Here is a 26,557-nt window from a genome sequence, read left to right on the forward strand (position 1 = left end):
TAAAAACGATTAACCGCCAACCAACAACCAGGAATATGTTTGATTATCGATTAAAAGTTTTTCATACGGTAGCTTCAAGATCGAGCTTTACAAAAGCTTCGGAAGAACTGAACATTTCTCAACCCGCGGTCACAAAGCACATTAAAGAAATAGAAAATCAGCTGAACACCAAGTTATTTGATCGAAAAGGAACGTCGATTCAGCTGACGCAAAGTGGCAGAATTTTGTTTGAATATGCTGAAAAAATCCGAAATATTTATCGTGATCTGGAGTTTGAAATTAATCAGATCAACCAACAGCATAAAGGGAAATTAATCATCGGAGCGAGTACAACTGTTGCTCAATATATTTTACCCGAAATTTTGGCTAAATTCAATTCGTACTATAAAGACATTAAAATTGAACTGCTTACGCACAACACGGAAATTATTTCGGAATTACTGAAAGAAGGAAAAATTGATTTGGGGATTATCGAAGGAGAATCTCAATCGAATTATTTTGATTATCAAATATTTAAACCTGATGAAATTGTACTGGTTGCAAAAACCAATCATTCTTTAGCCAATAAAACTTTGAATCTTAAAGATTTATATGATCTGGAATTAATTTTCAGGGAGCAGGGTTCAGGTTCGTTAGAATTTATTCAAAATCGATTGAAGAAAAAAGGAATTAATATTGAAAACCTAAATATTGTAATGCAACTGGGAAGCAGCGAAAGTATTAAAAATTATCTTTTACATTCGGATGCATTGGCTTTCCTGTCGATCAGTACGGTTTTAAATGAACTGAAAAACAATCAATTGATGATTATTGATATTAAAAATTTTAATATTGAAAGAAACTTCCGTTTTATTCTTCCAAAAGGCGAACAATCTGAATTGATAAGACTATTCCTGAAATTCATCAATCAATTATAAGGTTTAAATCCAACAACAATCAACTAGAAACCAGCAACCAAACTATAACTAAAAGTTATCAATTATAACAAAATACAATTTACTTTGTAATACTAATTTGTAGAATTTTGAACCATCAATTTAAAATTTTACAAAATGAAATATTTCATTCAAAATGAAAATGTAAAGAAAATTGTTTTCATTCTATTGGCTGTTTTCTGTTTAACTCCTTTTATTTCTTCTCCAATTACTTTGCTTTTAGGTTTTATTCTGGCTGTTTTGATGGGAAATCCTTTTGAGAAAAGTTTACATCAATACATTCATTTATTATTACAAATTTCAATTGTTGGATTGGGTTTTGGATTAAAACTTAATGAAGCTCTGGAAGCCGGAAAATCGGGTCTAATATTGACAGTCATCAGTATTTTCACCGTTATGATTTTAGGGTATTATATTGGGAAAATACTGAAACTAGAAAGATCTTTATCTTATCTCATTTCTGTGGGAACAGCGATTTGTGGTGGAAGTGCGATTGCCGCGACTTCTCCGATTATTAAACCGAGTACAAAGCAAATCTCTTTGGCACTGGCGATCATTTTTACATTGAATTCTATTGCGTTATTTGTGTATCCGGCAATTGGGCATTGGCTGAATCTTTCTCAGGAACAATTCGGGTTGTGGTGCGCGGTTGGAATTCACGATACAAGTTCGGTTATCGGTGCCGCGAGTAAATATGGAAATGAAGCCCTGAAAATCGCAACAATGGTGAAACTGGCAAGAGCTTTATGGATTATTCCGATGTCTTTGATTACGATGATTATTTTTAAAAAAGAGTCTAAGATTAAAATTCCATGGTTTATCGGATATTTTATTTTAGCGATTTTGCTGAATACTTATTTTCCTTTTTTTGATACATTAAGCTCAGGAATTACGATTATTGCGAAATCAGGATTGAATTTAACTTTATTTTTAATTGGTTCTACCCTCTCAATTCAGACGTTAAAAACGATTGATTTTAAACCTTTGGCTTTGGCTGTTTTTCTTTGGTTTTTTATCAGTGTCGGAAGTCTACTTTTTATTATGAATTAGTTGGCAAATTTTGATGGAATACCCCATTTCCTAGCCCCGATCGCAGCATTTGTTTGAGCTCATTTTTTTTATTTCGGCGGCGGCAGCTTCGCTGCCGCCGCCGAAATAAAAAAAATAGCGAGTGCGGAGAGCGGGATTAAGCTCCAGAAAAAATTCGTTTTTAAGAAGTGAGAGAGTTTGAGGGGTTGAGAGTTTTAGCGTCTATACGTTTTACGAAAATATTTATAATAAATTTATTGATATTCCTAGAATAACAAAAACCTTTTGGAAATCCAGAAGGTTTTTGCGTATTAAATGTGGAAATGTTTATTTCTAGTTGAAATAATTCTGTTTAAAATCGAATCTAGCAGGTAATTACTCCCGGGCATCCGATGTATTGTGTGCAGTATTTCGGGCCTGTAACAGCGCCTGTACAACTGCATCCGCAAAGCGAAAGATCCGGAGTGATAACCCCTCCTGTTATTTCTTTTAAATCGCTTTTACCTAATTTCTTAGCGTTTTTCAAAATGTTTTGTGACATGTGATTTGGTTTTGAGATTAAACAATATAGTTTAGTTACATTTCAAAGTTAAACAAATATTAATTATTCAAAGCATAATTTAATGGGAATTTTCATAATTAATTTATTTTGTTGCACTTATTAAACAATAAACGGAAAACCAATTATAAATATTTCTTAAACAAATCATATTTATTCCTAAAATTGTTATTTAATCTTTATAATTTTTAACCACAAAAAAAACCTTCCAATTTCTTGAAAGGTTTTTATAAATATTTTAAAATCAAATCTTATCTTGCGATGTTCACAGCTCTCGTTTCTCTGATTACTGTTACTTTTACCTGTCCAGGATAAGTTAATTCATTTTGAATCTTTTCTGAAATGTCGTAAGATAATTGTGAAGCTACTTCGTCATTTACCTTTCCGCTTTCTACCATTACTCTTAATTCTCTACCCGCCTGGATTGCGTATGCTGAAGATACACCTTCGAAGCTTAATGCAGCAGATTCAAGGTCTTTTAATCTTTGGATATACGATTCAAGAACCTGTCTTCTTGCTCCCGGCCTTGCTCCTGAGATCGCATCGGCAACCTGAATGATCGGAGATAATAGAGACGTCATTTCTACCTCGTCGTGGTGAGCTCCAATGGCATTGATAACTTCTGGATTTTCGCCATATTTTTCAGCCCATTGCATACCTAATAAAGCGTGAGGAAGTTCAGACTCCTGCTCCGGAACTTTACCGATATCGTGTAATAAACCTGCTCTTTTTGCTAATTTTACGTTTAAGCCTAATTCTGCAGCCATTGTTGCTGCAATATTTGCTACCTCTCTTGAGTGCTGTAGTAGGTTTTGTCCGTAAGAAGAACGATACTTCATTCTACCTACGATTTTGATCAATTCTGGGTGTAATCCGTGGATTCCTAAATCAATGATCGTTCTTTTACCTACTTCAATAATCTCCTCTTCGATTTGTTTTCTTGTTTTTTCAACAACTTCTTCAATTCTCGCAGGGTGAATTCTACCGTCTGTTACCAATCTGTGAAGGGATAATCTTGCGATCTCTCTTCTTACCGGATCGAAACATGAAAGAAGGATAGCTTCCGGAGTATCATCAACGATGATCTCAACACCCGTAACCGCTTCTAAAGCACGAATATTTCTACCTTCTCTACCGATAATTCTACCTTTTACCTCGTCAGATTCTATGTTGAAAACAGATACAGAATTTTCGATAGCCTGCTCAGTTCCAATTCTCTGAATAGTCTGAATAACGATTTTTCTCGCCTCTCCTTTTGCGTTCAGCTGAGCTTCTTCCATGATGCTCTGAACGTGTGCCTGAGCTCTCGTTTTTGCTTCTGCTTTTAAAGATTCTACCAATTCAGCTTTTGCTTCTTCTGCAGAATAGTTAGAGATTTTTTCTAAAATTTCAACCTTTTTAGCTGTTGCAGTATCCAAATCATGCTGTTTTTTCTCTAAAATCTCTGTTTTTTTAGAATAATCAGCAATTTGCTTATCTAGATCTTTTTCAAGTTTTCCGGTCTTGCTAAGCTCGTCATTCAGCTTGTGTTCCTTATCTTTAATTCTCTTTTCTACTTCCTGCATTTTCTTTTCACGAGACTGAATATCTGCATCGTGCTGAGATTTTAACTCTAAGAATTTTTCTTTAGCCTGAAGATTCTTTTCTTTCTTTATGGATTCGGCCTGTACGTTAGCTTTTTCTATAAGATTTTCGGCATTCTTCTTCGCATCATCTATAATAAATTTTGCTTTGGTATTCAGTGAGCTTTTAGAGAAAAATATCCCTATAACCGCACCGATTACTAAACAAACAACGCCGATTATAACTTCTATCATAATTTATATTGAGTTTTAATTGTATTCATATCCTTTTAATTTTTTCACATAAAAAAAGCCCACAATAATCCAGAGATTGAGAGTAAACTCCTAATCAACACGATTTGAACTGATTTCCATGGTCTGTAATCCGATAAATCGGCACGCCATTCCATGGACATTTGTTCGGTAATTGTTTAGCGTTGAGTTTACCTTTAATGTGTTAGAATTATCGTAGGCAGCTTGTTGCGGAAAAAAAATCTATTTCCGCTATTTTTCATTCAACGACTGATTGATTTTTGATAATCTGTCGTTGGTAGAATGTATTGTTTTATCGTAGTTCGCAGACACTACTTCTGCATTGGTTCCCAGTTTCAGGGCACACATTGCCAAAGCATCTTGTTTGTCTCTCACATCGAAATTCTGTTCAAAATCTTTAATCATACTTTCAATTTGCTTCCCTACCTTACGCAAAGTTTCCTCCTCTGCTGCCGGTACGTTCAGCGGATACACCCTTCCTGCAATGTTGATGGTTATTCTTCTTACCTCCATTATAATCCACTGTTTTGAAGCTGTGCAATACAGAAATCTATCTCTTTTACCAATCGGTTGATGTGACTTTTCATCAATCTATTGTGCTCAGGATTTCCTGATATTGCTGAGTAAAGTTTTATATTTTTTTGCTCTTCTGCTAATACCTGACCTTTCTTTCTTTCTTCATCATATCTTTTCTTCAGGTCTTCATGCTCAATACTTAATTCTGAAAATTTCTCAGTAAGATTTTTATAGTTTTTCTGTAAAAGCAAAATCTTTTTTTCTAATTCTGAAAAATTGTTTTCTAAATCTTGAAGCATTTCAGGTTTGTATATTCTAACTATTAGCAAAAATAACAAAATATTAATACTAACAAAAATAAAACTCTCTATATTTTGATCTGTAAACAAAAAAGGAGACGCTTTTAGCATCTCCTCTATATTTTTAAGTCTAATTTTTCTTATTCGAATTTCAATACGAACATTACCGCTCTTGTCTGTAAAGTAGACATTGCAGCTGTCCAGTACGGAGGCGTAGTAGCATTATCAGATACAACCTCGTTGTTCATGATAAATGTTCCTCTGATTGCCGGAGTAAGTTTAAACTTGTTAAAGTAAAGCTGAATACCCATCTCTGCAGACCAACCGAAGTTGTGCGTAGTAGATCTGAAAACCTGCTGCATGTTGTCATCTGTAGAATCTGCATTCGATTGTAGGTTTACGATATAATTTACCCCTGCTGCAACGTATGGTCTTGAATTATACCATCTGTGACCGTGTAATTCTAGCATAAAAGGGATATCTACCAAAGTAGATTTAATTTGTCTTGTTTTATCTTTATCCGTTAAAGGAATCGGGGTAAAAGCCGGGTTTGTTAAAGTACCATGTTGATAAAAGTCATTAGATTGCGTGTTGAAGTTCAGCTCTCTCTGACCAAATTGCAAGCCTGGTTCCAATCTTAAATCTAAATAATCATTCAGTCTCCATTTAGCGATAAGCCCTGCCCCGAAACTGTAACTTTCTTTAGATGTAACTAGATTTTGGTTACCATTCATACCGTATGTTGGGTTCAAAACAATACGATAATCTAGTTTATTACCATTCAGATAAAAACCCCAGCTGAACTTCTGCTCGTCGAATTCCTCCAACTTATCCATTCTGTTTCGGGTTCTAAATTGCGCGTTGGCAAACATTGCAATATTTACTGAGGCTAAAACCAGTGCTTTTAATAAAAATTTATTCATAGGTTACTTTGTTGCTTTATAAATTGTGGCTATACCTAAACTTAGTTTTTTATATTCAACTTTTTTAAATCCTGTATCTAAAAGAATTTGCTTCATCTTTTCCCCGAAAGGAAATGCATTTACAGAATCCGGAAGGTATGTATACGCCCTATTATCTTTGGAAACCAGCCTGCCTATTGCCGGCAGAATGTTTTTGAAATAAAACATATACAATGGCCCCATCAACCCCTCAACCTTTGAAAACTCCAGTATATAAACACTTTTGTTATCTTTAACTACTCTTCTTAACTCTGCTAAACCTTTTTTAAGATTTTCAAAATTCCTTACTCCAAATGCAACGGAAACAGCGTCAAATCTATTGTCCTCGAAAGGTAAATTTTCTGCATCGCCCTTTTGCATGGAAATTTTGCCGTCTAAATTAAGTTTTTTTATTTTAATAACGCCAACATTTAACATTTGTTGCGATAAATCTAAACCAATTACTTTTGCGTTGGTTCCTTTTTCAATGGTGATTGCAAGATCTCCCGTTCCAGTAGCCACATCCAGCACTTCCTGAGGGTTATCATTTTTCATCATTTTCACCAATTTATTTCTCCACAAAACATCAATTTTCAGAGATAAAACACGATTCAGAAGATCATATTTTGGTGCAATATTGTCGAACATATCCTCTACCTGGCTCTTCTTAGTAGCGTCAGAATTGTAGGGAGTAACTTTAGTAATATCTTTTGTCAAAACTTAAAACTTGTAATATTCTTTATAATAATTAAGGTAATCCTGCTTTCTGAAAATCTTTGATCTCGACTCCACCTGTTGAATGTTCTTGATCACTTTATCATAATCTTCATTTACATTATAATAAAAATCTTCACTGTATAATTTGTTGAAGTGTTTTGCACCTCCGAAATACGTTTTTCCGTCGATTGTGGTTTTATCAAGTGCCAAAAGTAATGAATCTTTTTTAAGATTGTACCCGTAATACTGATCATTGATGTAATAATCCTGATGGGCAATATTCAAAAGACCACGGATCTTATTAACTTCAAACGCAGAATCGTACAATAATTTTTTATTTTGATCGTACACTTTAATCGAATTTTTTCCCAACTTCAAATCAACATCTACAAATTGTCCGGCAGAAACAACTCCTTCCGAACCATTGTTTATTTTATAGTAATATGTATTGGGAGTAGGATTATCTACTACGTAATAATTTTTTTTGGCTAAAAAAAAGAAGTAGATTCCAAAGGCAACGAAAAATACCACAACTGCAATAATTAAACCTTTCAAAGACGGATTATTTTTCATAGACTGTAAAGTACATTTTTTGCAAATTTAATAATATTTTTAATTCTTCGTTATTAATATTAATTATTAACTTTGCAACTTTAAAAAATCATTTAAACGAATGCCGAATACGATCATTATTGGTTCTGGATCTTACCTTCCAAACAGAATTATAGGTAGAGACTTTTTCTTAGATTCAGAGTTTTATACAGAAGACGGGGTGAAGATTGACAAACCTGCTGAGGAAACTATTTCAAAATTTGTAGAAATCACGGAAATAGAGAACAGGAGATTCATAGAAGATGATCTTTCAAACTCACAAATCGGTTACGAAGCTGCAAAATTGGCTATTGCAGATGCCAACGTAGATCAGGAGGAACTTGATTATATTATCTACGCAAGTAATTTTGGTGAAGTTACTGTAAACGGATATGCAGACTTTATGCCGACAATGGCGGCGAGAGTAAAGAATAAATTAGGCATTAGAAACAGAAAATGTATCACTTATGATATGCTTTTCGGATGTCCGGGTTGGGTGGAAGCGATGATTTTGGCTGATAATTTAATTAAAGCCAAAGTAGCAAAAACAATCCTGGTAATCGGTGCTGAAACATTAAGCAGAGTAACAGATCCGCATGACAGAAACAGGATGATCTTTGCAGACGGAGCCGGAGCAGTTGTGGTACAGGCTACAGATCAGGAAAACGTAGGAATCATTGCTCACAACACAATCTGTGATAATGGACCGGAACTTGATTATTTAGCAAACGGACCTTCTATCAATAAAGATTCAGATCAATCACGTTTATTTGTAAGAATGCAGGGTAGAAAAATCTACGAATATGCTCTTAAAAATGTTCCTGCAGCGATTAAAGAAACCATTGAAGACGCAGGTCTTTCTATTGAAGATATCAACAAAATTTTAATTCACCAGGCAAACGCTAAGATGGATTATGCCATGATCGAAAGACTTCATAAATTATATGATGTGAAAGATTATGATCATTCGATCTCTCCAATGACGATCCAAGACTTTGGAAACTCGTCTGTTGCAACAATTCCTACCATGTTCGATTTAATAATTAAAGGAAAAATGGAAGGTCAAACGTTTAAAGAAAAAGGTAACATTGTAATGACTTCGGTTGGTGCCGGAATGAACATCAATGCTATCGTATACAGATTTCCTTAAAATTATTTTAATTAATAAAAATATAAAAGCACAAAGGAAGTCTTCTTTTGTGCTTTTTTGTAAATAGAGTTATGCAAAGAAATTTTTTAATCATTGCCGGGTTATTTCTCCTTCTAGAAATTTACATTTATCAGGCCATAAGAACATTAACAGATAATTTCTGGATAAGAACAAGCTATTGGGTGATTTCACTGGCCATTTACGGGTTTTTCGCGTACGAAGTTTCCCACTTCAGCAGAGCCGACCGAAGCATGGTAAGAGCCCAAATCATGATCTCTTTATTTTTGATCTTTATTTTACCAAAAGTCTTCATTGTTTTGTTTTTATTGATTGATGATATTTTCAGAACAGGAAGTTATTTAGTAGGATTAACGCGACCGACCGAGAACTTTTTCCCAGAAAGAAGAAAGTTTTTAAGTCTGGTTGGGTTGGGAATGGGCGGCGTTCTTTCCGCTTTGTTTATCGATGGAATTACTTTTGGAAAATACCGTCACAAGGTGAGAAGAGTGAGAATTAATTTCAGCAACCTTCCAAAAAGCTTTAAAGGATATAAAATTGTTCAGATTTCCGACGTCCACAGCGGAAGTTTCGCAGATCCGAGCAAACTTCAACATGCCATAGATTTAATCAACGAACAAAAGCCGGATTTGGTTTTATTCACCGGAGACATGGTCAACAATGTGGCGGATGAGTTTAAACCATTCATTCCTTTATTTTCTCAAATTAAGGCGAAAGACGGCAAGTTTGCAGTTCTTGGAAATCACGATTATGCAGACTATGTTGAATGGGCTTCTTTGGATGCGAAAAAGAAAAATCTTGACACGCTGATTGATTATGAAAAGCAGGCAGGATTTGATATGTTGAGAAACGAACACCGCGTGATTGAGAAAAACGGCGAGAAAATATACATTCTGGGCGTTGAAAACTGGGGATTAAAACCTTTCCCACAATTCGGAAGAATCGATGATGCATTGAAAGGAGTTCCTGAAGATGCCACCAAAATTTTAATGAGTCACGACCCTACTCACTTTGATTATGTGGTGAAAAAACATCCGGTAGATATTCATTTAACACTTTCCGGTCATACTCACGGAATGCAGTTTGGTCTGGATCTTAAAAATGTGAAATGGTCACCCGTTCAGTACCGTTATCCAAAATGGGCAGATCTTTATGAAAGTGAAGGAAAAATGCTGTATGTAAACCGAGGTTTTGGGGTTCTGGGATATCCGGGAAGAGTTGGTGTTTTACCGGAAATTACGCTTTTTGAATTGGCTTAAAAAATTCAAGGTTCAGAGTTTTTGGGTTTAAAGTTTTAACCTAAGCCCTACAACCTAATTTCTGCAACCTAAAAAATATAATCTTTCATACGCGAAGTAGCCATCTCCTTCTCGTTGAACCAAGCAAGGAGGGCATCTAATTTGTCCTCCATTTTTTTGCCCGAATTTCGTTTTCTGTAAAAAGGAATATCAAATTGATAGGAGCTGAAATCTGTGAATTGCCAGGCATTGAGATAAATCAAAACAAAGCCGTCATTTTTCAGGGTTTCAAAAACCATATTTTCATAATACTTAGTTGGCAAAATCTGAAATACAAAATCATTATAAGGAAGCTGACTGTAAGGCGAAATACTTTCCGGAACAATACTTAATCCATCTTCTTCACTTATTTCCGTATCTCTTTTTAAACGTTTAAAAGGAAAAAGAATATTCGCGTTATCGATATTAGAAACATAATTAAATTCCAACGATTTCAATTCTTCAAGAGGAAGTTTATGATCTTTTTGGCGAATTCCCCGAATCTGTTTTTCTAAAAAATCCTGAATAAATTTCTTTTCATTTTCAATTTCCTGAAGGCTGGAATTTTTATTATAAAAAGCAATTTCATGCCCTTGAGATGAAATTGCTTTTATTAAATTTTGCAGTTTTTCTACAATAGAAATCTCTATAAAAAAACTGGCTTTTGTATCGTGAAGATCTAAAATTCTAAGAATCGCTTTCGTATTATCTTCTGTAATATTTAATCTCTCTTCACCGGAAATTTCAAAGCCATTTTTAGCTTCAGCTTCAATATTTGCGATGTTAAAAGTTAATAATATCATTTAAATTAAAGTTTATATAAATTTTATATTTAATTAAAAATCAGATGTTAAAAAGATTAATACTTAAAGCTTTACTTTACATAATTAACCCTTCCTTAATTTTACTCTCAAATTTTTGATCATATCTTTAGACATTTCAGAAATTCCGAAATCGTAAGACAATCCCCAATCTTTTTTAGCCACAGAATCATCAATTGAAGCTGGCCAAGAATCTGCAATCTGCTGTCTGAAATCTGGTTTATAATCGATCGTAAATTCAGGAATTTCTTTCTTGATTTCTTCCGCCAATTCTTTTGGAGTAAATGACATTCCACCCAAATTATAAGACGAACGAACCGTAAGATTTTCTGCAGGAGCTTCCATTAATTTCAACGTTGCGTTGATGGCATCATCCATATACAACATCGGCATTCCTGTATCTTCGGAAATGAAACTTGTATACTTTCCTTCTTCAATCGCTTCATAAAAAATCTCAACCGCATAATCGGTAGTTCCACCACCTGCCGGAGTTTTCCACGAAATCAAACCAGGATATCTGATACTTCTTACATCTACTCCATGCTTGTCGAAATAATATTCGCACCACTTCTCGCCTGCCATTTTAGAAATACCATAAACGGTTGTAGGATTCAACACAACATCCTGAGCTACCTCATGCTTTGGAATTCCTTTCCCGAAAACCGCAATTGAACTTGGCCAGAAGATCTTTTTAAGAAGTCCTTCTTTTGCCATTTCACAAAAATGAAGCAAAGGTTCAAGATTTAATTTCCACGCGAAAATCGGCTGCTTCTCTGAAGTTCCAGACAATAATGAAGCCAAATGATACACCGTTGTAATCTCGTAATCTTTAATAACCTGTCTTACCAGCTGAGTATTGGTAACGTCCATTCTTTCATAGTGCCCGGCAGAAGTTATTCCTTTTTGCCATCTGTCTAGCCCTGAAGCCACAACATTCTCCGCACCATGCATTTCAACAAGTCTGTTCGTAAGTTCGGTGCCGATTTGTCCCAAAGCACCCGTAATCAGTATTCTTTCCGTATAGGATTCCATTTTATTCTTTTTAGTTGATCAAAGCAAAAATAAATATTTTACCCCCTATCTTAAAACAAAATTGTAAATTCGAGTATAATTTTTATCATGAAGAAGTATATATTTCTATTGGTACTTGCAACACAATCTGTATCAGCACAGTACACAGACATTAATATTGTTAAAGAAGTAAAAGTAAAAAATAAAGGCGTTGTAGTATCTGCTCACCCTTTGGCAAGTGAAGCCGGAGCAAAGGTGATGAAAATGGGCGGAAATGCCTATGATGCCATCGTTGCGACGCAATATGCATTGGCGGTGGTGTATCCTCAAGCCGGAAATATTGGCGGTGGCGGATTTTTGGTTGGGGTGAAAAATAATGGTGAAAAATTCACCATTGACTACCGTGAAACGGCTCCAAGGAAAGCTTCCCGAGATATGTATCTTGATAAAAACGGAAAAGCTAACACTGATCTTTCTCAAAACGGAAGATTAGCAGTCGGAATTCCTGGAAGTATTGCCGGATTTTATGCAACGTTGAAATATTGTAAACTTCCGATGGAAAAAATCATTCAGCCGGCTATTGATTTGGCTGAAAAAGGATTTGCGATTACCGATCTTGAAGCCAATATGCTAAATTCACAAAGAGAAAAATTCCAGAAGCATAATCAATCACCAATAATCTTTGTTAAGGATGCACCTTGGAAAGGAGGTGATATTTTGGTTCAGAAAGATTTGGCTGAAACCTTAAAATTAATTCAAAAACAAGGAGCAAAAGGATTTTATGAAGGAAAAACGGCTGCGCTTTTGGTGGCTGAAATGAAGCGAGGAAATGGAATTATTACCTTAGAAGACCTTAAAAATTATAAAGTTGCAGAAAGAAAAGCACTGGAATTTGAATATAAAGGAAACAATGTAGTTTCGATGCCTTTGCCTTCAAGTGGTGGACTTCTTTTGGCTCAAATGTTGAGAATGGCAAGTTTTGAAAATCTTGAAAAATATCAGCAAAACTCTAAAGAAGCGGTTCAGATTATGATAGAAGCAGAAAGAAGAGCTTTTGCCGACCGCGCTGAATACATGGGAGATCCAGATTTTATTCAAGATAAAACGTCTTATTTAATTTCTGATGAATATTTAAAAAGCAGATGGAAAAGCTTTAGTTTCAACAAAGCAACTCCGAGCGCTGAAGTTGGAAACATCATCAAACAACCGAATGAATCTACACAAACCACTCATATTTCAGTACTTGATAAAGATGGAAATGCAGCTTCTGTGACCACTACACTGAATGGATATTATGGAAGTAAGGTACTCGTAACTGGCGCAGGATTCTTCTTAAATAATGAAATGGATGACTTTTCTATCAAGCCTGGGGTTCCAAATATGTTTGGGGCTGTGGGGGGTGAAGCTAATGCTATTCAACCCAATAAAAGAATGCTTTCTTCGATGACACCGACCATTCTTTTGAAAAACGGAAAACCTTATATGGTGGTGGGAACTCCGGGAGGAACTACGATTCCAACTTCTGTTTATCAGTCGATTGTAGATGTCGTTGATTTTAAATTGAATGCCAATATGACGGTCAATGCACCGAAATTTCATCATCAATGGCTTCCGGAAACAGTTTCTTACGAAAAGAATTTCCCTGAAAACGTAATTAAAGATCTTGAAAAACTAGGCTATAAACCTGAAAAAATAGATCATATCGGAAAAACAGAAGTAATTACCATTGATGAAAAAGGAACCATTCATGCCGTTGCTGACGGACGTGGGGATGATTCTGTGGCGGTTGAATAAATTCGTTATTTTTATCATTAAAGTTTAAATTACAAATGAATATTTTGAGTTTCGGCGTGGCTTTCAGCCACGCCGAAACTTTTCATGACTTTTATCATATTTTCAAGTAAATTTTCTTAATTTTCGCCCTTCAAAAAATAAATTTTGTGGAATTGAAGGCAAAAAAAATCTATCAACAACTTTACTTTCAGGTAATTATTGCGATTATAGCGGGGATACTTTTAGGACGATTCTATCCGGAATTAGGCGAAAAAATGAAACCTCTCGGAGACGGATTCATTAAACTCGTTAAAATGATCATCGCTCCCGTGATTTTTATTACCCTTACTTTAGGAATCGCCCACATGACCGATTTGAAAAAAGTAGGAAGAATTGCCATCAAAGCAATGATTTATTTTATTACTTTTTCAACATTAGCTTTAATTATAGGATTGGTTGTTGGAAATATTCTACAACCCGGACATGGATTAAACATCGATCCTGCAACATTATCTGGAGATGTTTCGCAATATCAACAAAAAGCACATGAATCTACACTAACCGGATTCATCATGAATATCATTCCTGAAACGCTTTTCAGTCCGTTGGTTGGGGAAAATATCCTGCAAGTACTTTTGGTCGCTATTTTGATGGGGGTCGCTTTAGTTTTAACCAAAGAAAAAAGCCAGAAAGTAACCGATTTTTTACAAGACCTTTCTACTCCGGTTTTTAAAATTGTTCATATGCTGATGAAGCTGGCTCCCATCGGAGCTTTTGGCGCAATGGCTTTTACCATCGGAAAATACGGACTACATTCTGTCCTGAACCTTATCTATTTAGTCGGAACATTTTATATCACTTCTGCCCTATTTGTTGTTTTAGTTTTAGGGGCAGTGGCTTGGTATAATGGTTTTAATATATTCAAACTCATGTATTATCTAAAAGAAGAACTTCTTTTGGTTTTAGGAACGAGCTCTTCCGAATCTGCACTTCCGGGAATTATGGAAAAACTGGAAAAAGCGGGATGTTCGAGGGCGATCGTTGGACTTGTGGTTCCTACCGGATATTCTTTCAACCTTGACGGAACAAATATTTATATGACCTTAGCCTCCTTATTCATTGCTCAGGCATTAAATATTCATCTTCCGATTGAGAAACAGATTATGCTATTATTAGTCGCTATGTTAAGTTCAAAAGGAGCTGCAGGAGTAACAGGAGCTGGATTTGTTACCTTAGCTGCAACATTAGCTGTCGTTCCTGAAATTCCGATTGCAGGAATGACTTTAATTTTAGGAATCGATAAATTTATGAGTGAATGTCGTGCCTTAACCAACGTTATCGGAAATTCCGTTGCAACAGTTGTGGTTGCCAATTGGGAAAAGCAGCTTGATAAAGAGCAGTTGCAATATTGTTTGGATCACCCGAACCAAGTGGAAAAGAAATTGGAAGTTTAGCTTTTAGAAGCAATTTCCCGCTCTACGCACTCGCTATTTTGAGTATTTCGGCTGCGGCTGGCTTTGCCAGCCGCAGCCGAAATACTCAAAATGAGCTCAAACAATTGCTGCGATCGGGGCTAGGTATAGGTCGAAATTTAAATGTTTGTCATAAAAACTCAACACTCACTTTGTCATCCTGAAAGGATCTAAGCAATATGAGAATGAAAAAATTCGCGTCTAGATTCCTTCGGAATGACAAACATTATGGTAAAAATGATTATTAAGATTTGAGACTGCTTTTAGACAATAACTCCCTAAACCAAAATATTCAAACTTGCAGGCTGCACTTTCACATGAACCGGAGATTTTATTTTATTAAACTCCCCGTCCAGATGCCAGTTTTTAGTATTCACTTTAAATTCAATTTCTGAAACCGGAAGATAAGTGATATAATCGTCCTCTTTCAGTTTTTTGGTGAACATTCTAAAAGCAAAAAGCGGCGAATACGTCAGTGGAAATTTTTTAACCAAAACCATATCAACCAAACCATCACTTTTGCTGGCATGTGGCGCGATATAGGCATTGTTCCCGAACTGACGTGTATTGGCGATATTTACCATTAAATATTTTCCGTTGTGTTTTTGATATTGTTCATCGAAAAACTTAAGCTTGATCGGTTTATAATTAAAAAACGTTTTTAGAGAAACTTTAATATAATTTTTAAAACCGCGATTGGTTTTTTCAAATTCCTTCACCACTTTTCCGTCAAATCCGGTTCCTGAAACATTAATCGAAAGGCGATCATTTACCGTAAACGTATCAATTTTTCTGGATTTTTTTGCCTTTAATTTCTCTAAAAGTTCATCCAGATTTTTACTGAATTGGGTTTCATTAGAAAATCCGTTTCCTGAACCTGCCGGAAAAATAGCCAGAATTTTTTCCGTATTAATTAAGTTTTTGGCAACCGTGGAAATCGTGCCATCACCTCCTATCGCCACAAAAATATCTGTATTCTCAAAATGTTCTTTGATGAATTCATCCGTTCCGGGAATAGATTCTGAGACGTAGTACAAAGGATTCTCAACCTTATTTTTAAGTTCGTTCAAAAACGGCTGATAATTCTTTTTCGCTGAAAAAGGATTGATGATAAAAGCTACTTTTTCCATTGCCACAAAAATAAAAAATGCTTCCTGATTGGAAGCATTAAAATTTATTTAATTTTCATTCTTTCTTTAAATCCAGCATTCAGCGTGCCTTTTAACTCTTCCCAAGAAATCGGAATTTCGATATCTCCAGCCGCAAAAGCTGCTATTTCGTAAGGACTATAGTGAAAATACAGGTTTTTTTCATCAAAATAGAAATTTCCGGTTGCAGGGATTTTATCCACCAAAAGCATATCAGAATTATTGACTTCCCCTTTTTCATCGGTTGTTCCGCTGTTTATTTTATTGATATTTTTCTTTAATAATTCTTCAATTTTAGCTAAAGGCATTGAAGTAATATCTTTTAACTCCAGTTTTTTAGAATTTTTTAAATCGAAAACTCTTTCCATGTATGCATAATTATCATGTGCACCCCCTGAGTAAGAACCTCCATAATACCGAATATGAAGATAATCATTCGCATGAGAGACAAGTTTCATCTTGTTATCTTCATACCACACCTCAGCAAAAGTAATATCTGAAAGAAAATCTTTAGAATCTTTTCTTACACTTTCAAAATAACCGTTTTTCTCTGCCTGAAGTAAATTTTGAACGCCAGTTTTAGAAAAATCACTCATATTTTTCTTCATATAAATACTGTCTAACAAATTCTTATCCTTAATTGATGGAAAAACCAACATTTTAGAACTGAATTTCAACTGAAGTGAATCGCTTATTTTGATAGAATCATTGATGCTTACAGAATCTACCACAAATTGCTCAGCTTTTGGTTCGGAAGTTTCAATGGTTGTATTTTGAGTTTCGGTTTTCTTACATGCCGAAAAAATAAAGAAAGAAGATAGTGCTAAAACGGCCACCGTATTTTTCATAATTTTTAATTTTCATTATAAAAGCAAAAACCATTCAAAAAATGAATGGTTTTAAAATATTTTTGAAATTTAATTAAAATTCTACTTTTTAACTAAACTGATTACTTGGTTTTCACTTTTTGAAGCAACTCCCCAAATCTGTTTAAACGCAGGATAATACTCTTTAGGATAATCGGCGCTCGCTACTTTTATACTCGATGTAACTTCCAGCTTATTTCCTTTTTGCTCGGCTACGTAACTGTACTCAATTTCTTTATCGTCCGTTACAATTTTCTTACTTTTAGGCATTTCTTCAATAGAATAGCCATCCGGAATTTCAAGAACCACCTTTTTCACTTTTGTGTAAGGCGCAATAAAATCAATCTGAAATTTTCTCGCTTCCGTCTGATCAAATTCATTCGAGTTTTTATTCATAAAAAGCATTGGGTTGATGATCATTTTCTTACCAACTCTATCAATCAGGTTGTCTGAAGAAAAACTCATCGTGCTTTCAAAATCACCATTTTCCAATACTTTAGAATCAATATTATTAAAATCTATCGAAAAATTTTCTTTATACTGCTTCTTGTATTTATCGGTATTTTCATCATAACTTTCCTTCGCAAACATGGCAAAAGCACCTGTATCTTTATCAGAATATGTTCCGGAAATACTGCCGTCATCATTAATTTTGGCTGTTGTCGTTAAATGTGTAAAACTTGAAGTACTGTTTACCAACTGCATTTGCTGCGCTTTATCTTTCGCAATCAAAATTCCATATTCATTCCAGTCTCTTGGTGGCAAATCATCGACATTAGATTGTCTTGAAGTCGCATCATACACATGGAAACCTTCTTTCGTATTCACCGCTGCGATTACAAAATTGGTACTTGCAACACTTGGCGAAATCAAATTAATTAATCCATTATCAACAGTAGAAATAATCACAGGATCAGCTTTCAAACCCGCTTCTCTTAATAGCATCACTAGAAAAAGATTCATTTCTGCAGCATTTCCCGTTTTTGTTTCCAGCATTTTTTTAATGCCATCTTCGGTGTAAATTCCGCGGTCTTTATTCCAGGTAAATGTATTTTTAACATATTTAAAAATCGCGTTGGCTTTGTCGAGATCAGAAGTAGCTCCTGAAAGATTCGGCAAATTTTCTTTAGCTAGTTTTGTTTTCTTCAGCTCACCTCCAAAATCTTCATCCTCGTACAATTTATCTTTAATCTTTTCCCATGAAGACGAATACAACTTCAATTCTCTAAAATTGGTTGAATGCAATTCTGCACTGATTTTCGTTCTGAAGTTTCTATCATTTTTCACAAACTTTTCCGTTTTGAAACCTTTCACATTTTCATAACCAAAACGGTATGTTCTGTGATTCATTCCATACAGCATTTTCTCTTCCACCATTCTGTATTTTGGGTTTAGAGAACCTGTGTAATTTACATTATAAGAAATATTGCTTGGCGCATCCAGCACGTATTCTGTATATAAAGAAGGCGTGTCAGATTCAATTAAAACCTGTGGAATGGCATATAAAAAAGGTGAAACGACTTCGTATTGATATTCAATCACCGAACCATTTTTCACATTTGGAAAAGCAAATTTGGTTACCGTCACATTTTTACTTTCCTTACTTTTATATTTCGAACTTTTATCAACTTTAGTAGAAACTGTAGCTCCGTTTTCAAGGTTGTAAGTAAAAGCTTTTATTTTATCTAATGTTTCTCTGTTGCTTCCGTTTTGATATAATGGAATTTCAAGATTCAACCAGTCTTCAACCTTATCTTTATCGTAAATTTTCACTCTGTAAAAAGCCGTTTTACGAAGATTTCCTGTATTGGTATCCACATTAAAATGAACCGATTTGTATAAAATTTCCGCCGGAGCATTTTCATCCAATGTAGATTTTGTTCTGGAAAGATCGGCATCATTAAACTTCGGAAAGTCTAAAAATTCATGCTTCTGAGCCTCAATAAAAATGACATTTAATGAGCAGAAAGCACCTAATAATATTTTTTTCATGTTTATATTTTTGTTATTAAAATTTTTGAGTTATCTGAGTTAAGTGTTTTTTTTCGGAAACTGATATAGTCGTTGTATTTTTCTTTCGGGAAAATTCCTTTATTTACTTTAATCGATCGAATGACTTTTAATTCTTCGCCATTTTTAACAAAACTAAGCTTGTAAGTTCCAAATTCTGAATTAATCATAACATTATCAGGAACTTCATCAATCTTATAATTTTGAGGAATCGCATAACTGATCTCATATTCATCATTAAAAGACTGTCCGATTTCGAAAGGAAGCTGTCTGCTTTCATCAGATTTATAAAAGCTATCCGAATAAATAGGAACCGCTCTGAAAATCAAGCTACTTCCCATATTTTTCGAATAATTACTCGCTTTAAAATCAATATCAAATTTTCCTACGGCTTTGTCACGATCATTGACGTAATTCTTCATTTCCACCTTTTCAAAATTCAGAACAGAAAGCCTTTCTTTCAATGCATCATTTTTTTCTTTTGGAGACATATAGGCAAATGCCAAACTGTAATCATATTGATTTCCGGTAAAGGCAAAATTTCCCTCTCCGTTAATGCTGTTATCTTCGTTCAGTTTAATATTTAATTTCTGAACTTCCTGATTCTGTTCTGGTTTATAAGAAGGCGTATTAATGATATCAATTCCGTTTTTCGTTACCGAAAGTGTATTTCTATCTGTCGTTCTGTAACTTAAATGATTAAAAGCAATTTGCTGAGAAGTATTTTCAAGCCAAATATTTCCTTTTTCGGTAGGAACCATTAAAATCACGTGGTTTCCGCCCATTTTTGGAAATTCAGGATCAAAAGAAACTTCAGAAGAATTAGAATTAATCACACAATACTGCGAAGGAATTCCAGCTTCATCCAGCAACGTTTTCATATAATTGGTAAGCCCTTTACAATCGCCATAACCTTTTTTCTGAACCTCATCCGGCAGCATAGGCTGCCATCCTCCGATTCCCAACGCCACGAAAATATATCGTGTTTTGGCCTGCATGTGCTGATAGATTTTCTTTACTTTTTCTTCGGTAGAACCTTGCAGATTCAAAGAAGCAATTTCTGCTTTGATCGCTGGCGTAGAAACCGAAACCGGCTGCAAAATGCTGTTGTAATACCAAGATCCGAAATCTTTCCAGGTATTGATACTTCCCTGTTTTCCTTCAAGATTAAATTTAGTTAAGGCAAAACTTACTTTTGGTAAAATCGTTATTGGTTTAGGCAACATCAAAGCATCGTCAATCGCCGGAACATTTTTATAAGAATATATCTTCTCGCCAGCATTGTCGCTTTCGGTTACAGTGGCATAATTATATTTCGAAGGATATGTTTTTGTTTTAAGCTCGATTCCGGATTTATTAACGATTTTAAACTGAGCCTCTTCCAATGACACATTGGTATTGGTAAAAGGCACAAAATCAGGAATAAAAACAGTATTATCATTTGCAATCTGATACGAAAAATCTATCGTATAAGGATATTGTGTCGGGGTGTATTGCAATGCCATCACCCTATTGTCTGAGTAAAAAACGCCTTGGGTATTATTGGCAAAATCGCTAAAATCTGATTTAGAAAAAGATTTTATTTTTTTACCTTGCTCATCATAGATCGTGACTTTTACATCCGAAATATTATCACCTTTTTCATAAGGAATATAGGCCGTTGCCTGAGAATTTCCGTCTTTATTTAAAACAGTAGTTACCGTGTTGATCTGATATTTTACTTCATCAATTTTATTAATATTAATGGTTGTAAAATCCTTTCGGACAACGATATTGGCGTTTTTTTTAAGATTTTCCGGAATGGCGGAAGCGGGATATGTTTGAGCATAATATATTGAAGCTAAAGATAATGCTCCAATCGAAAATATTTTCATCATGGTTACTAAAATTGAGCAAAAATAATAAAATAAACAATATCTTTTACCAATAATTTTACAATTAATACCACAAAAAAAAGACCTCATTTCTGAAGTCTTTCTAGTGTTTTTTTGTATTCTTACTTTAAACGTTTTACTGAGAAATAAGTGAGTGCTGTATTACCGTTTATAGTTGATATTCCTCTCATGGTAAGAGTAGAAGCTGTTGATTGCTGTTGACCAATGTAAAATGAATACGTTTTTGAAGGTAATAAATCCAAAGCCACCAAATAGCTAACATTTTCCACCTGACCTTGGCTCAAACTCTGAATGGTATCTAATCCAAAATTTTCCCAAACATTATCAGTTACATTGAATACTCCGTAATAGAGATTACCACTTAACGTAGCAGCATTCGGATTTTGGATAGGAAAATTCATTCCTATAAGATAAGTTCCGGCTTGTTGCACAGTAAATGAATTGGAAGCTGCAGTTCCTGTAAAACCATTATAGTTATCAATCAATTCTGTGGTCATGTTACCAATTGAAAATCTATTGGTTGTGCCAGATGGGTTTGCGGAACTTGTGGTAAAAGTCCAGTCATTACTCAATCTCAAAGACATTTCTTGAGCCACCTGAAGTACACCGTTAATCATGATAACCGTACCTGTCCCATTTGGCAAAGCATTATCTGCGCCCACAACATGCTTCCATACTGTTCCATCGAAATAATAACTTCCTGGAGTTTTAACACTTGCCGTTTGTCCCGACGGATTAGAGTCCGCAGCCGTCACATATACCTGTGCTCCCGTCTGGGCTGCGGTATATGTTTTCGCACGCAGTTGATCTCCTGTAAGTCGTGGTGGAATAAAACCATCTAGTTTTGAAGTATTGGTAGGATTACCTACTACGTCTAAAGAAGCTTGAGGGTTGTTGGTATTAATACCTACTTGGGCGTAAGAATACGCAGAAATGGTAGTCATAGCAACTAGCATTACTAATTTAATTTTTTTCATCTTAAAAGGGGTTTTTTCATCATGTCTGTAACAAATATTATACCTTTATTGAAAAAAAATTAAAAAAATATTTTATATCTCTATAAAATGAAATAACATTATACTAAAAAAGCCCTAAAATTAGGGCTTTTTTGTATCTATCTAAAAATGAAAAAATTACGCGTCTATTTTCGCATATTTAGCATTTTTTTCTATAAATTCTCTTCTTGGCGGAACTTCATCACCCATCAACATCGAAAATACACTGTCAGCTTCTACTGCATTATCAATAGTTACCTGCTTCAGAATTCTGTGTTCAGGATTTAGTGTCGTTTCCCAAAGTTGTTCAGGGTTCATCTCTCCAAGACCTTTGTAACGCTGAATCTCAACACCTTTTCCGTCCGGAGACATTTCTAAGGTAAACTGCTCACGCTCTTTTTCGTTATAAGCATATTGCTTTTTATTACCTCTTTTCAATAAATATAAAGGCGGCTGAGCGATATAGATATATCCGTTCTCAATCAATTCCTTCATATATCTAAAGAAGAACGTTAAAATCAACGTAGAAATGTGAGAACCATCAATATCGGCATCGGTCATGATTACGATTTTGTGATATCTCAACTTCGCCATATTCAATGCTTTACTGTCTTCTTCTGTACCTACAGAAACTCCTAAAGCAGTATAAATATTTTTAATCTCCTCATTATCATACACTTTGTGAAGCATTGATTTCTCAACGTTCAAAATTTTACCTCTTAATGGAAGAATTGCCTGGAAAAATCTGTCACGACCTTGTTTTGCCGTTCCACCTGCGGAATCTCCCTCTACCAAGAATATTTCAGATTCTGCCGGATTTTTAGATGAACAGTCAGACAATTTTCCAGGAAGCCCAGAACCTCCCATCGGAGATTTTCTCTGAACCATTTCACGAGCTTTTTTCGCAGCCTGTCTAGCTTTTGCGGCCAACACTACTTTTTGTACGATTAACTTCGCTTCATTAGGGTTTTCTTCCAAGAAATTGGTAAGCATTTCCCCAACAATTTTATCTACAGCACCCGAAACTTCAGAGTTACCTAATTTCGTTTTCGTCTGTCCTTCAAACTGAGGTTCCATTACTTTTACAGAAACAACTGCTGTTAAACCTTCACGGAAGTCATCCCCAGTAATTTCTACTTTTTCTTTGGCAGGAAGTCCTAATTCATCTGCATATTTCTTCAAAGTTCTCGTTAAAGCACGTCTGAAACCTGCCAAGTGAGTACCTCCTTCGTGAGTATTGATATTATTAACGTAAGAGTGAAGATTTTCGTTGAATGATGTATTATAACGCATCGCTACCTCAACCGGAATATCGTCTCTTTCACCTTCCATGAAAATTACGTGCTCCATGATTGATTCACGGTTTCCATCGATATAAGCAACAAATTCCTTCAAACCACCTTCAGAATGGAAAACTTCAGTTTTGAAAGTATCATCTTCCAATTTTTCTCTTTCGTCGGTAAGCGTAATCGTGATTCCTTTATTAAGGTAAGAAAGCTCTCTAAGACGGTTTGCCAATGTATCATAATTATACACTAACTCTGTGAAGATCGTATCATCCGGCTGGAAGAACTGCTTCGTTCCTCTGTTTTCGCTGTGACCGATTTCTTCAACCTCTGTCTGAGCTTTACCTTTAGAATAAATTTGCTGATATATGTTTCCGTCTCTGTAAACGGTTGTAACCATCTGGTTTGAAAGCGCGTTCACACACGACACCCCAACTCCGTGAAGACCACCGGAAACCTTATAAGAATCTTTATCGAACTTACCTCCGGCTCCGATTTTCGTCATTACAACCTCAAGAGCAGATTTTTGTTCTTTTTCGTGGAAATCTACAGGGATACCTCTACCGTTATCGCTAACCTCGATCCCGTTTCCTTCTTTAATGCTGACAAAGATCGTGTCGCAGTATCCTGCCAACGCCTCGTCAATAGAGTTATCTACTACTTCATAAACCAAATGATGGAGACCTCTTACTCCTACATCACCAATGTACATTGAAGGACGCATACGTACGTGCTCCATTCCTTCCAATGCCTGAATACTACTAGCTGTATATTGTTTCTGACTCATATCAAATATTAAAATCTTGCTATATGCAAAGACCTACAAATATCGTGATTTTTTTCGAGGTATGAAAGTTAAAATATGTCAAAAAAGCATTGATTTTTCTGAGGAAATCTGAAAGTATTGAATTTAAAAAATATCAAAGTTAAAACCTATTATTTAAACCATTGCTGTTGTAAATCATACTAAAATCTCTAATTTATGCTTACATTTATTTACTCAAAAGTTGATATTATGGATGATTTTCTAGCAGCCCGTGCGCAGATGGCAATGTCGCTTGGGTTTCACATCATATTTTCCTGTGTGGGTATGGTTATGCCTTTCTTAATGGCATTTGCACACTGGAAATACTTAAAAACAAACAACGAAGTCTATAAAGGTCTTACCAAAGCCTGGAGCAAAGGAGTTGCCATTCTTTTTGCTGTGGGAGCCGTTTCCGGGACAATGCTTTCTTTTGAGCTCGGACTTCTCTGGCCTGAATTTATGAAACATGCCGGACCGATTTTCGGAATGCCTTTCTCACTGGAAGGAACCGCTTTTTTTATCGAAGCCATTGCTATCGGATTTTTCCTTTACGGTTGGGACAGATTTAATAAATGGTTCCATTGGTTTTGTGGATTTTTGGTAGGATTAAGCGGTTTGGCTTCGGGAATTTTAGTTGTTGCTGCCAATGCCTGGATGAATTCACCTGCCGGATTTGATTATATTGATGGGCAATATTTAAATATAGATCCTATTAAAGCCATGTTTAATGAAGCTTGGTTTCCACAGGCTTTGCATATGACTGTAGCCGCGTTTTGTGCGACAGGTTTTGCCGTTGCGGGGGTTCATGCCTATTTAATTATGCGAAAAAAGAATGTGGAATTTCATACCAAAGCCTTCAAAATTGCAGCGGGATTTGCTTTAATCGGAGCATTTGGAGCGCCTTTAAGCGGTGATGTTGCGGCAAAATCTGTGGCAGAAAGACAACCTATAAAATTAGCCGCCATGGAAGCCCATTTTGAAACCGAAAAAGGTGCTTCTTTCGTGATTGGTGGAATTCCTGATGAAGAAAAAGGAGAAATAAAATATGCTTTAAAAATCCCGAAAGTATTGAGTTTTTTAGTAGCCAATGATTTTGACCATGAAGTAAGAGGCCTGAATGATTTCCCGAAAGATGAATGGCCGCCAGTTCCTGTTGTGCATTATGCTTTTCAGATTATGATCTTTTTCGGCGTTGTCATGATTATTATTGGAACTATTTTTCTGTATGCAACGTATTTTAAGAAAGAATGGCTGACGAAAAACTGGTTATTAAAAACATTTTTATTCGCTACTCCCTTTGGATATATTGCTTTGGAAGCGGGTTGGACAGTGACCGAAGTCGGAAGACAACCATGGATCATCTACGGAATTATGAGAACCGCAGACGCCGTAACGCCAATGCCAGGAATTCAATATTCATTTTATTTTTTTACCGCGATTTTCGTTTCATTATCAATCATTATCATCTTCTTACTGAGACGGCAAATACAGATGGTTCCGAGATTATACGATCCTACCGACGTTCAGTTTAACCCTAAAAACAAAAAATCATGATTTACGTAGTTATAGGTTTTCTTTGGTTATCAATTTGTCTTTATGTGATCTTGGGCGGAGCCGATTTCGGAGCCGGAATTGTAGAACTTTTCACGAAAAAAAGAGCGCGAGATAAGACGAAAGAGATCATGTATGAATCTATTGCGCCCGTTTGGGAAGCCAATCATATGTGGCTGATTATTGCGATTGTAATTCTTTTTGTCGGTTTTCCTGAGATTTATACTACCCTTTCCACCTATCTTCATATTCCATTGGTTTTAATGCTGGTTGGAATTATTGCGAGAGGAACCGCTTTTACTTTCAGACATTATGATGCTGTGAAAGACGATTGGCAGCATGTTTATGCTCAGATATTTTATTTTTCAAGCTTATTAACTCCCTTTTTCTTGGGGTTAATTGCGGCCGCAACGGTTTCACATTCTATCAATCCGGATGCTACTGGATTTTTAGACTTATATATTTTCAGCTGGTTGAATTGGTTTGGCGTTGCTGTAGGATTATTTACCATTTCAATTTGTGCCTATCTCGCTTCCGTATTTGCTTTGAGAGAAACTACCGACCGTCTTGAATTAGGTTTAATGATCAAAAAATCAAAACAGACAATGATCTTCGTTGTCATCACTGGTCTTTTGGTATTTCTGACGGCTTATATTTCAGATATTCCTTTGGTGATGTGGGTTTTCTCGAAACCTTTAGGAATTATGGCTACCGTTTTTGCAACCATTAGCCTTTTCCTTATCTTAAAAGCGATGAATACTCGAAAACTCCTTCCTGTAAGAGCCTTGGCAGGATTTCAGGTGATTATGATTTTGGTGGCAGCAACGTATCAGCATAATCCGAATATTATCTTATTTGGAAACGGGCAACATCTTTCTTTATTGGAACACGTGGCTGCCCCGAAAACCATTTCAGCATTAGGATGGGCTCTACTATTAGGATCTTTGTTTATATTGCCGTTTTTGTTTTATTTAATGGCATCATTTAGCAAACAGAGAAAATAGCTTAAATAATTGATATTATTGGTTAATCGCAAGGGCACAAAGGTATTTTTTTG

At 35.4% G+C, this 26,557-nt stretch carries 23 protein-coding genes; 8 read left to right on the forward strand and 15 right to left on the reverse strand.

The window, feature by feature from the left end:
* Window positions 1–35: 35 nt before the first annotated feature.
* Complete coding sequence (locus tag OXQ85_RS14825; protein WP_267405458.1) at window positions 36–917, forward strand: LysR family transcriptional regulator; 882 nt, start codon at window positions 36–38, stop codon at window positions 915–917.
* Window positions 918–1,052: 135 nt separating this feature from the next.
* Window positions 1,053–1,985 carry a putative sulfate exporter family transporter gene (locus OXQ85_RS14830; protein ID WP_267405459.1) on the forward strand — a complete coding sequence of 311 codons (933 nt, stop codon included), beginning with the start codon at window positions 1,053–1,055 and terminating at the stop codon, window positions 1,983–1,985.
* 343 nt (window positions 1,986–2,328) lie between these two features.
* Here the strand turns inward: OXQ85_RS14830 and OXQ85_RS14835 are convergent, their stop codons facing one another.
* From OXQ85_RS14835 to OXQ85_RS14865, 7 genes are all read right to left on the reverse strand, one after another.
* Window positions 2,329–2,505, reverse strand: a complete 177-nt coding sequence (locus OXQ85_RS14835) for a hypothetical protein (protein ID WP_267405460.1) — start codon at window positions 2,503–2,505, stop codon at window positions 2,329–2,331.
* 269 nt (window positions 2,506–2,774) lie between these two features.
* A complete protein-coding gene (rny, locus tag OXQ85_RS14840; RefSeq protein ID WP_267405461.1) occupies window positions 2,775–4,340 on the reverse strand; it encodes a ribonuclease Y in 1,566 nt (521 codons plus the stop codon).
* Between the two features lie 249 nt (window positions 4,341–4,589).
* A complete protein-coding gene (locus OXQ85_RS14845) occupies window positions 4,590–4,871 on the reverse strand; it encodes a cell division protein ZapA (protein ID WP_267405462.1) in 282 nt (93 codons plus the stop codon).
* Window positions 4,871–5,173 (reverse strand): hypothetical protein, encoded by a 303-nt coding sequence (locus OXQ85_RS14850; protein WP_267405463.1) that lies wholly within the window; start codon window positions 5,171–5,173, stop codon window positions 4,871–4,873. Before OXQ85_RS14850 ends, OXQ85_RS14845 begins: the two co-directional genes overlap by 1 nt.
* A gap of 140 nt (window positions 5,174–5,313) precedes the next feature.
* Window positions 5,314–6,096 (reverse strand): porin family protein, encoded by a 783-nt coding sequence (locus OXQ85_RS14855; RefSeq protein ID WP_267405464.1) that lies wholly within the window; start codon window positions 6,094–6,096, stop codon window positions 5,314–5,316.
* 3 nt (window positions 6,097–6,099) lie between these two features.
* Window positions 6,100–6,831 (reverse strand): bifunctional demethylmenaquinone methyltransferase/2-methoxy-6-polyprenyl-1,4-benzoquinol methylase UbiE, encoded by a 732-nt coding sequence (gene ubiE / locus OXQ85_RS14860; protein WP_267405465.1) that lies wholly within the window; start codon window positions 6,829–6,831, stop codon window positions 6,100–6,102.
* Between the two features lie 3 nt (window positions 6,832–6,834).
* Window positions 6,835–7,404 (reverse strand): hypothetical protein, encoded by a 570-nt coding sequence (locus tag OXQ85_RS14865; RefSeq protein WP_267405466.1) that lies wholly within the window; start codon window positions 7,402–7,404, stop codon window positions 6,835–6,837.
* A 100-nt stretch (window positions 7,405–7,504) separates the two neighbouring features.
* Between OXQ85_RS14865 and OXQ85_RS14870 the strand changes: the two genes are divergently transcribed.
* A complete protein-coding gene (locus OXQ85_RS14870; protein WP_267405467.1) occupies window positions 7,505–8,572 on the forward strand; it encodes a ketoacyl-ACP synthase III in 1,068 nt (355 codons plus the stop codon).
* A gap of 71 nt (window positions 8,573–8,643) precedes the next feature.
* On the forward strand, window positions 8,644–9,849 hold the full coding sequence (locus OXQ85_RS14875; RefSeq protein WP_267405468.1) for a metallophosphoesterase: 1,206 nt from the start codon (window positions 8,644–8,646) through the stop codon (window positions 9,847–9,849).
* A gap of 68 nt (window positions 9,850–9,917) precedes the next feature.
* Here the strand turns inward: OXQ85_RS14875 and OXQ85_RS14880 are convergent, their stop codons facing one another.
* Window positions 9,918–10,670, reverse strand: coding sequence for a polysaccharide deacetylase family protein (locus OXQ85_RS14880; RefSeq protein ID WP_267405469.1), 753 nt, complete (start codon window positions 10,668–10,670; stop codon window positions 9,918–9,920).
* 84 nt (window positions 10,671–10,754) lie between these two features.
* Complete coding sequence (locus OXQ85_RS14885; RefSeq protein ID WP_267405470.1) at window positions 10,755–11,720, reverse strand: NAD-dependent epimerase/dehydratase family protein; 966 nt, start codon at window positions 11,718–11,720, stop codon at window positions 10,755–10,757.
* Window positions 11,721–11,807: 87 nt separating this feature from the next.
* On the opposite strand from OXQ85_RS14885, the gene ggt reads away from it, so the two are divergent.
* Entirely contained in the window at window positions 11,808–13,493 is a 1,686-nt protein-coding gene (gene ggt, locus OXQ85_RS14890) for a gamma-glutamyltransferase (protein WP_267405471.1), read from the forward strand.
* A 152-nt stretch (window positions 13,494–13,645) separates the two neighbouring features.
* On the forward strand, window positions 13,646–14,926 hold the full coding sequence (locus OXQ85_RS14895) for a dicarboxylate/amino acid:cation symporter (protein WP_267405482.1): 1,281 nt from the start codon (window positions 13,646–13,648) through the stop codon (window positions 14,924–14,926).
* A gap of 296 nt (window positions 14,927–15,222) precedes the next feature.
* Here OXQ85_RS14895 and OXQ85_RS14900 read toward each other — a convergent pair whose 3' ends face one another.
* The 6 genes from OXQ85_RS14900 to gyrB form a co-directional block, all read right to left on the reverse strand.
* Window positions 15,223–16,074, reverse strand: coding sequence for a YegS/Rv2252/BmrU family lipid kinase (locus OXQ85_RS14900; RefSeq protein WP_267405472.1), 852 nt, complete (start codon window positions 16,072–16,074; stop codon window positions 15,223–15,225).
* Between the two features lie 44 nt (window positions 16,075–16,118).
* Window positions 16,119–16,940 carry an RsiV family protein gene (locus OXQ85_RS14905; protein ID WP_267405473.1) on the reverse strand — a complete coding sequence of 274 codons (822 nt, stop codon included), beginning with the start codon at window positions 16,938–16,940 and terminating at the stop codon, window positions 16,119–16,121.
* A gap of 81 nt (window positions 16,941–17,021) precedes the next feature.
* Window positions 17,022–18,950, reverse strand: a complete 1,929-nt coding sequence (locus tag OXQ85_RS14910) for a transglutaminase-like domain-containing protein (protein ID WP_267405474.1) — start codon at window positions 18,948–18,950, stop codon at window positions 17,022–17,024.
* A 2-nt stretch (window positions 18,951–18,952) separates the two neighbouring features.
* Window positions 18,953–20,845 (reverse strand): DUF3857 domain-containing protein, encoded by a 1,893-nt coding sequence (locus OXQ85_RS14915; protein WP_267405475.1) that lies wholly within the window; start codon window positions 20,843–20,845, stop codon window positions 18,953–18,955.
* Window positions 20,846–20,964: 119 nt separating this feature from the next.
* Entirely contained in the window at window positions 20,965–21,840 is an 876-nt protein-coding gene (locus OXQ85_RS14920; protein WP_267405476.1) for a hypothetical protein, read from the reverse strand.
* Between the two features lie 156 nt (window positions 21,841–21,996).
* Complete coding sequence (gene gyrB / locus OXQ85_RS14925) at window positions 21,997–23,931, reverse strand: DNA topoisomerase (ATP-hydrolyzing) subunit B (RefSeq protein ID WP_267405477.1); 1,935 nt, start codon at window positions 23,929–23,931, stop codon at window positions 21,997–21,999.
* A 228-nt stretch (window positions 23,932–24,159) separates the two neighbouring features.
* On the opposite strand from gyrB, the gene OXQ85_RS14930 reads away from it, so the two are divergent.
* Together OXQ85_RS14930 and OXQ85_RS14935 are read left to right on the forward strand one after the other, a co-directional pair.
* A complete protein-coding gene (locus OXQ85_RS14930) occupies window positions 24,160–25,503 on the forward strand; it encodes a cytochrome ubiquinol oxidase subunit I (protein ID WP_267405483.1) in 1,344 nt (447 codons plus the stop codon).
* Window positions 25,500–26,504, forward strand: coding sequence for a cytochrome d ubiquinol oxidase subunit II (locus OXQ85_RS14935; RefSeq protein WP_267405478.1), 1,005 nt, complete (start codon window positions 25,500–25,502; stop codon window positions 26,502–26,504). Before OXQ85_RS14930 ends, OXQ85_RS14935 begins: the two co-directional genes overlap by 4 nt.
* Window positions 26,505–26,557: the final 53 nt, after the last annotated feature.

It is taken from the genome of Chryseobacterium sp. GM_Chr_2 (genome assembly GCF_026540445.1).
Taxonomy (GTDB): Bacteria; Bacteroidota; Bacteroidia; order Flavobacteriales; family Weeksellaceae; genus Chryseobacterium.

Coding starts and splice junctions, on each gene's coding strand:
- gyrB (WP_267405477.1), bottom strand. CDS start 23,931: ATGAGTCAGAAACAATATACAGCTAGTAGTATTCAGGCATTGGAAGGA.
- OXQ85_RS14935 (WP_267405478.1), top strand. CDS start 25,500: ATGATTTACGTAGTTATAGGTTTTCTTTGGTTATCAATTTGTCTTTAT.
- OXQ85_RS14850 (WP_267405463.1), bottom strand. CDS start 5,173: ATGCTTCAAGATTTAGAAAACAATTTTTCAGAATTAGAAAAAAAGATT.
- OXQ85_RS14835 (WP_267405460.1), bottom strand. CDS start 2,505: ATGTCACAAAACATTTTGAAAAACGCTAAGAAATTAGGTAAAAGCGAT.
- ggt (WP_267405471.1), top strand. CDS start 11,808: ATGAAGAAGTATATATTTCTATTGGTACTTGCAACACAATCTGTATCA.
- OXQ85_RS14885 (WP_267405470.1), bottom strand. CDS start 11,720: ATGGAATCCTATACGGAAAGAATACTGATTACGGGTGCTTTGGGACAA.
- OXQ85_RS14915 (WP_267405475.1), bottom strand. CDS start 20,845: ATGATGAAAATATTTTCGATTGGAGCATTATCTTTAGCTTCAATATAT.
- OXQ85_RS14830 (WP_267405459.1), top strand. CDS start 1,053: ATGAAATATTTCATTCAAAATGAAAATGTAAAGAAAATTGTTTTCATT.
- OXQ85_RS14865 (WP_267405466.1), bottom strand. CDS start 7,404: ATGAAAAATAATCCGTCTTTGAAAGGTTTAATTATTGCAGTTGTGGTA.
- OXQ85_RS14870 (WP_267405467.1), top strand. CDS start 7,505: ATGCCGAATACGATCATTATTGGTTCTGGATCTTACCTTCCAAACAGA.
- rny (WP_267405461.1), bottom strand. CDS start 4,340: ATGATAGAAGTTATAATCGGCGTTGTTTGTTTAGTAATCGGTGCGGTT.
- OXQ85_RS14875 (WP_267405468.1), top strand. CDS start 8,644: ATGCAAAGAAATTTTTTAATCATTGCCGGGTTATTTCTCCTTCTAGAA.
- OXQ85_RS14905 (WP_267405473.1), bottom strand. CDS start 16,940: ATGAAAAATACGGTGGCCGTTTTAGCACTATCTTCTTTCTTTATTTTT.
- OXQ85_RS14880 (WP_267405469.1), bottom strand. CDS start 10,670: ATGATATTATTAACTTTTAACATCGCAAATATTGAAGCTGAAGCTAAA.
- OXQ85_RS14900 (WP_267405472.1), bottom strand. CDS start 16,074: ATGGAAAAAGTAGCTTTTATCATCAATCCTTTTTCAGCGAAAAAGAAT.
- OXQ85_RS14855 (WP_267405464.1), bottom strand. CDS start 6,096: ATGAATAAATTTTTATTAAAAGCACTGGTTTTAGCCTCAGTAAATATT.
- OXQ85_RS14845 (WP_267405462.1), bottom strand. CDS start 4,871: ATGGAGGTAAGAAGAATAACCATCAACATTGCAGGAAGGGTGTATCCG.
- OXQ85_RS14910 (WP_267405474.1), bottom strand. CDS start 18,950: ATGAAAAAAATATTATTAGGTGCTTTCTGCTCATTAAATGTCATTTTT.
- OXQ85_RS14930 (WP_267405483.1), top strand. CDS start 24,160: ATGGATGATTTTCTAGCAGCCCGTGCGCAGATGGCAATGTCGCTTGGG.
- OXQ85_RS14825 (WP_267405458.1), top strand. CDS start 36: ATGTTTGATTATCGATTAAAAGTTTTTCATACGGTAGCTTCAAGATCG.
- OXQ85_RS14920 (WP_267405476.1), bottom strand. CDS start 21,840: ATGAAAAAAATTAAATTAGTAATGCTAGTTGCTATGACTACCATTTCT.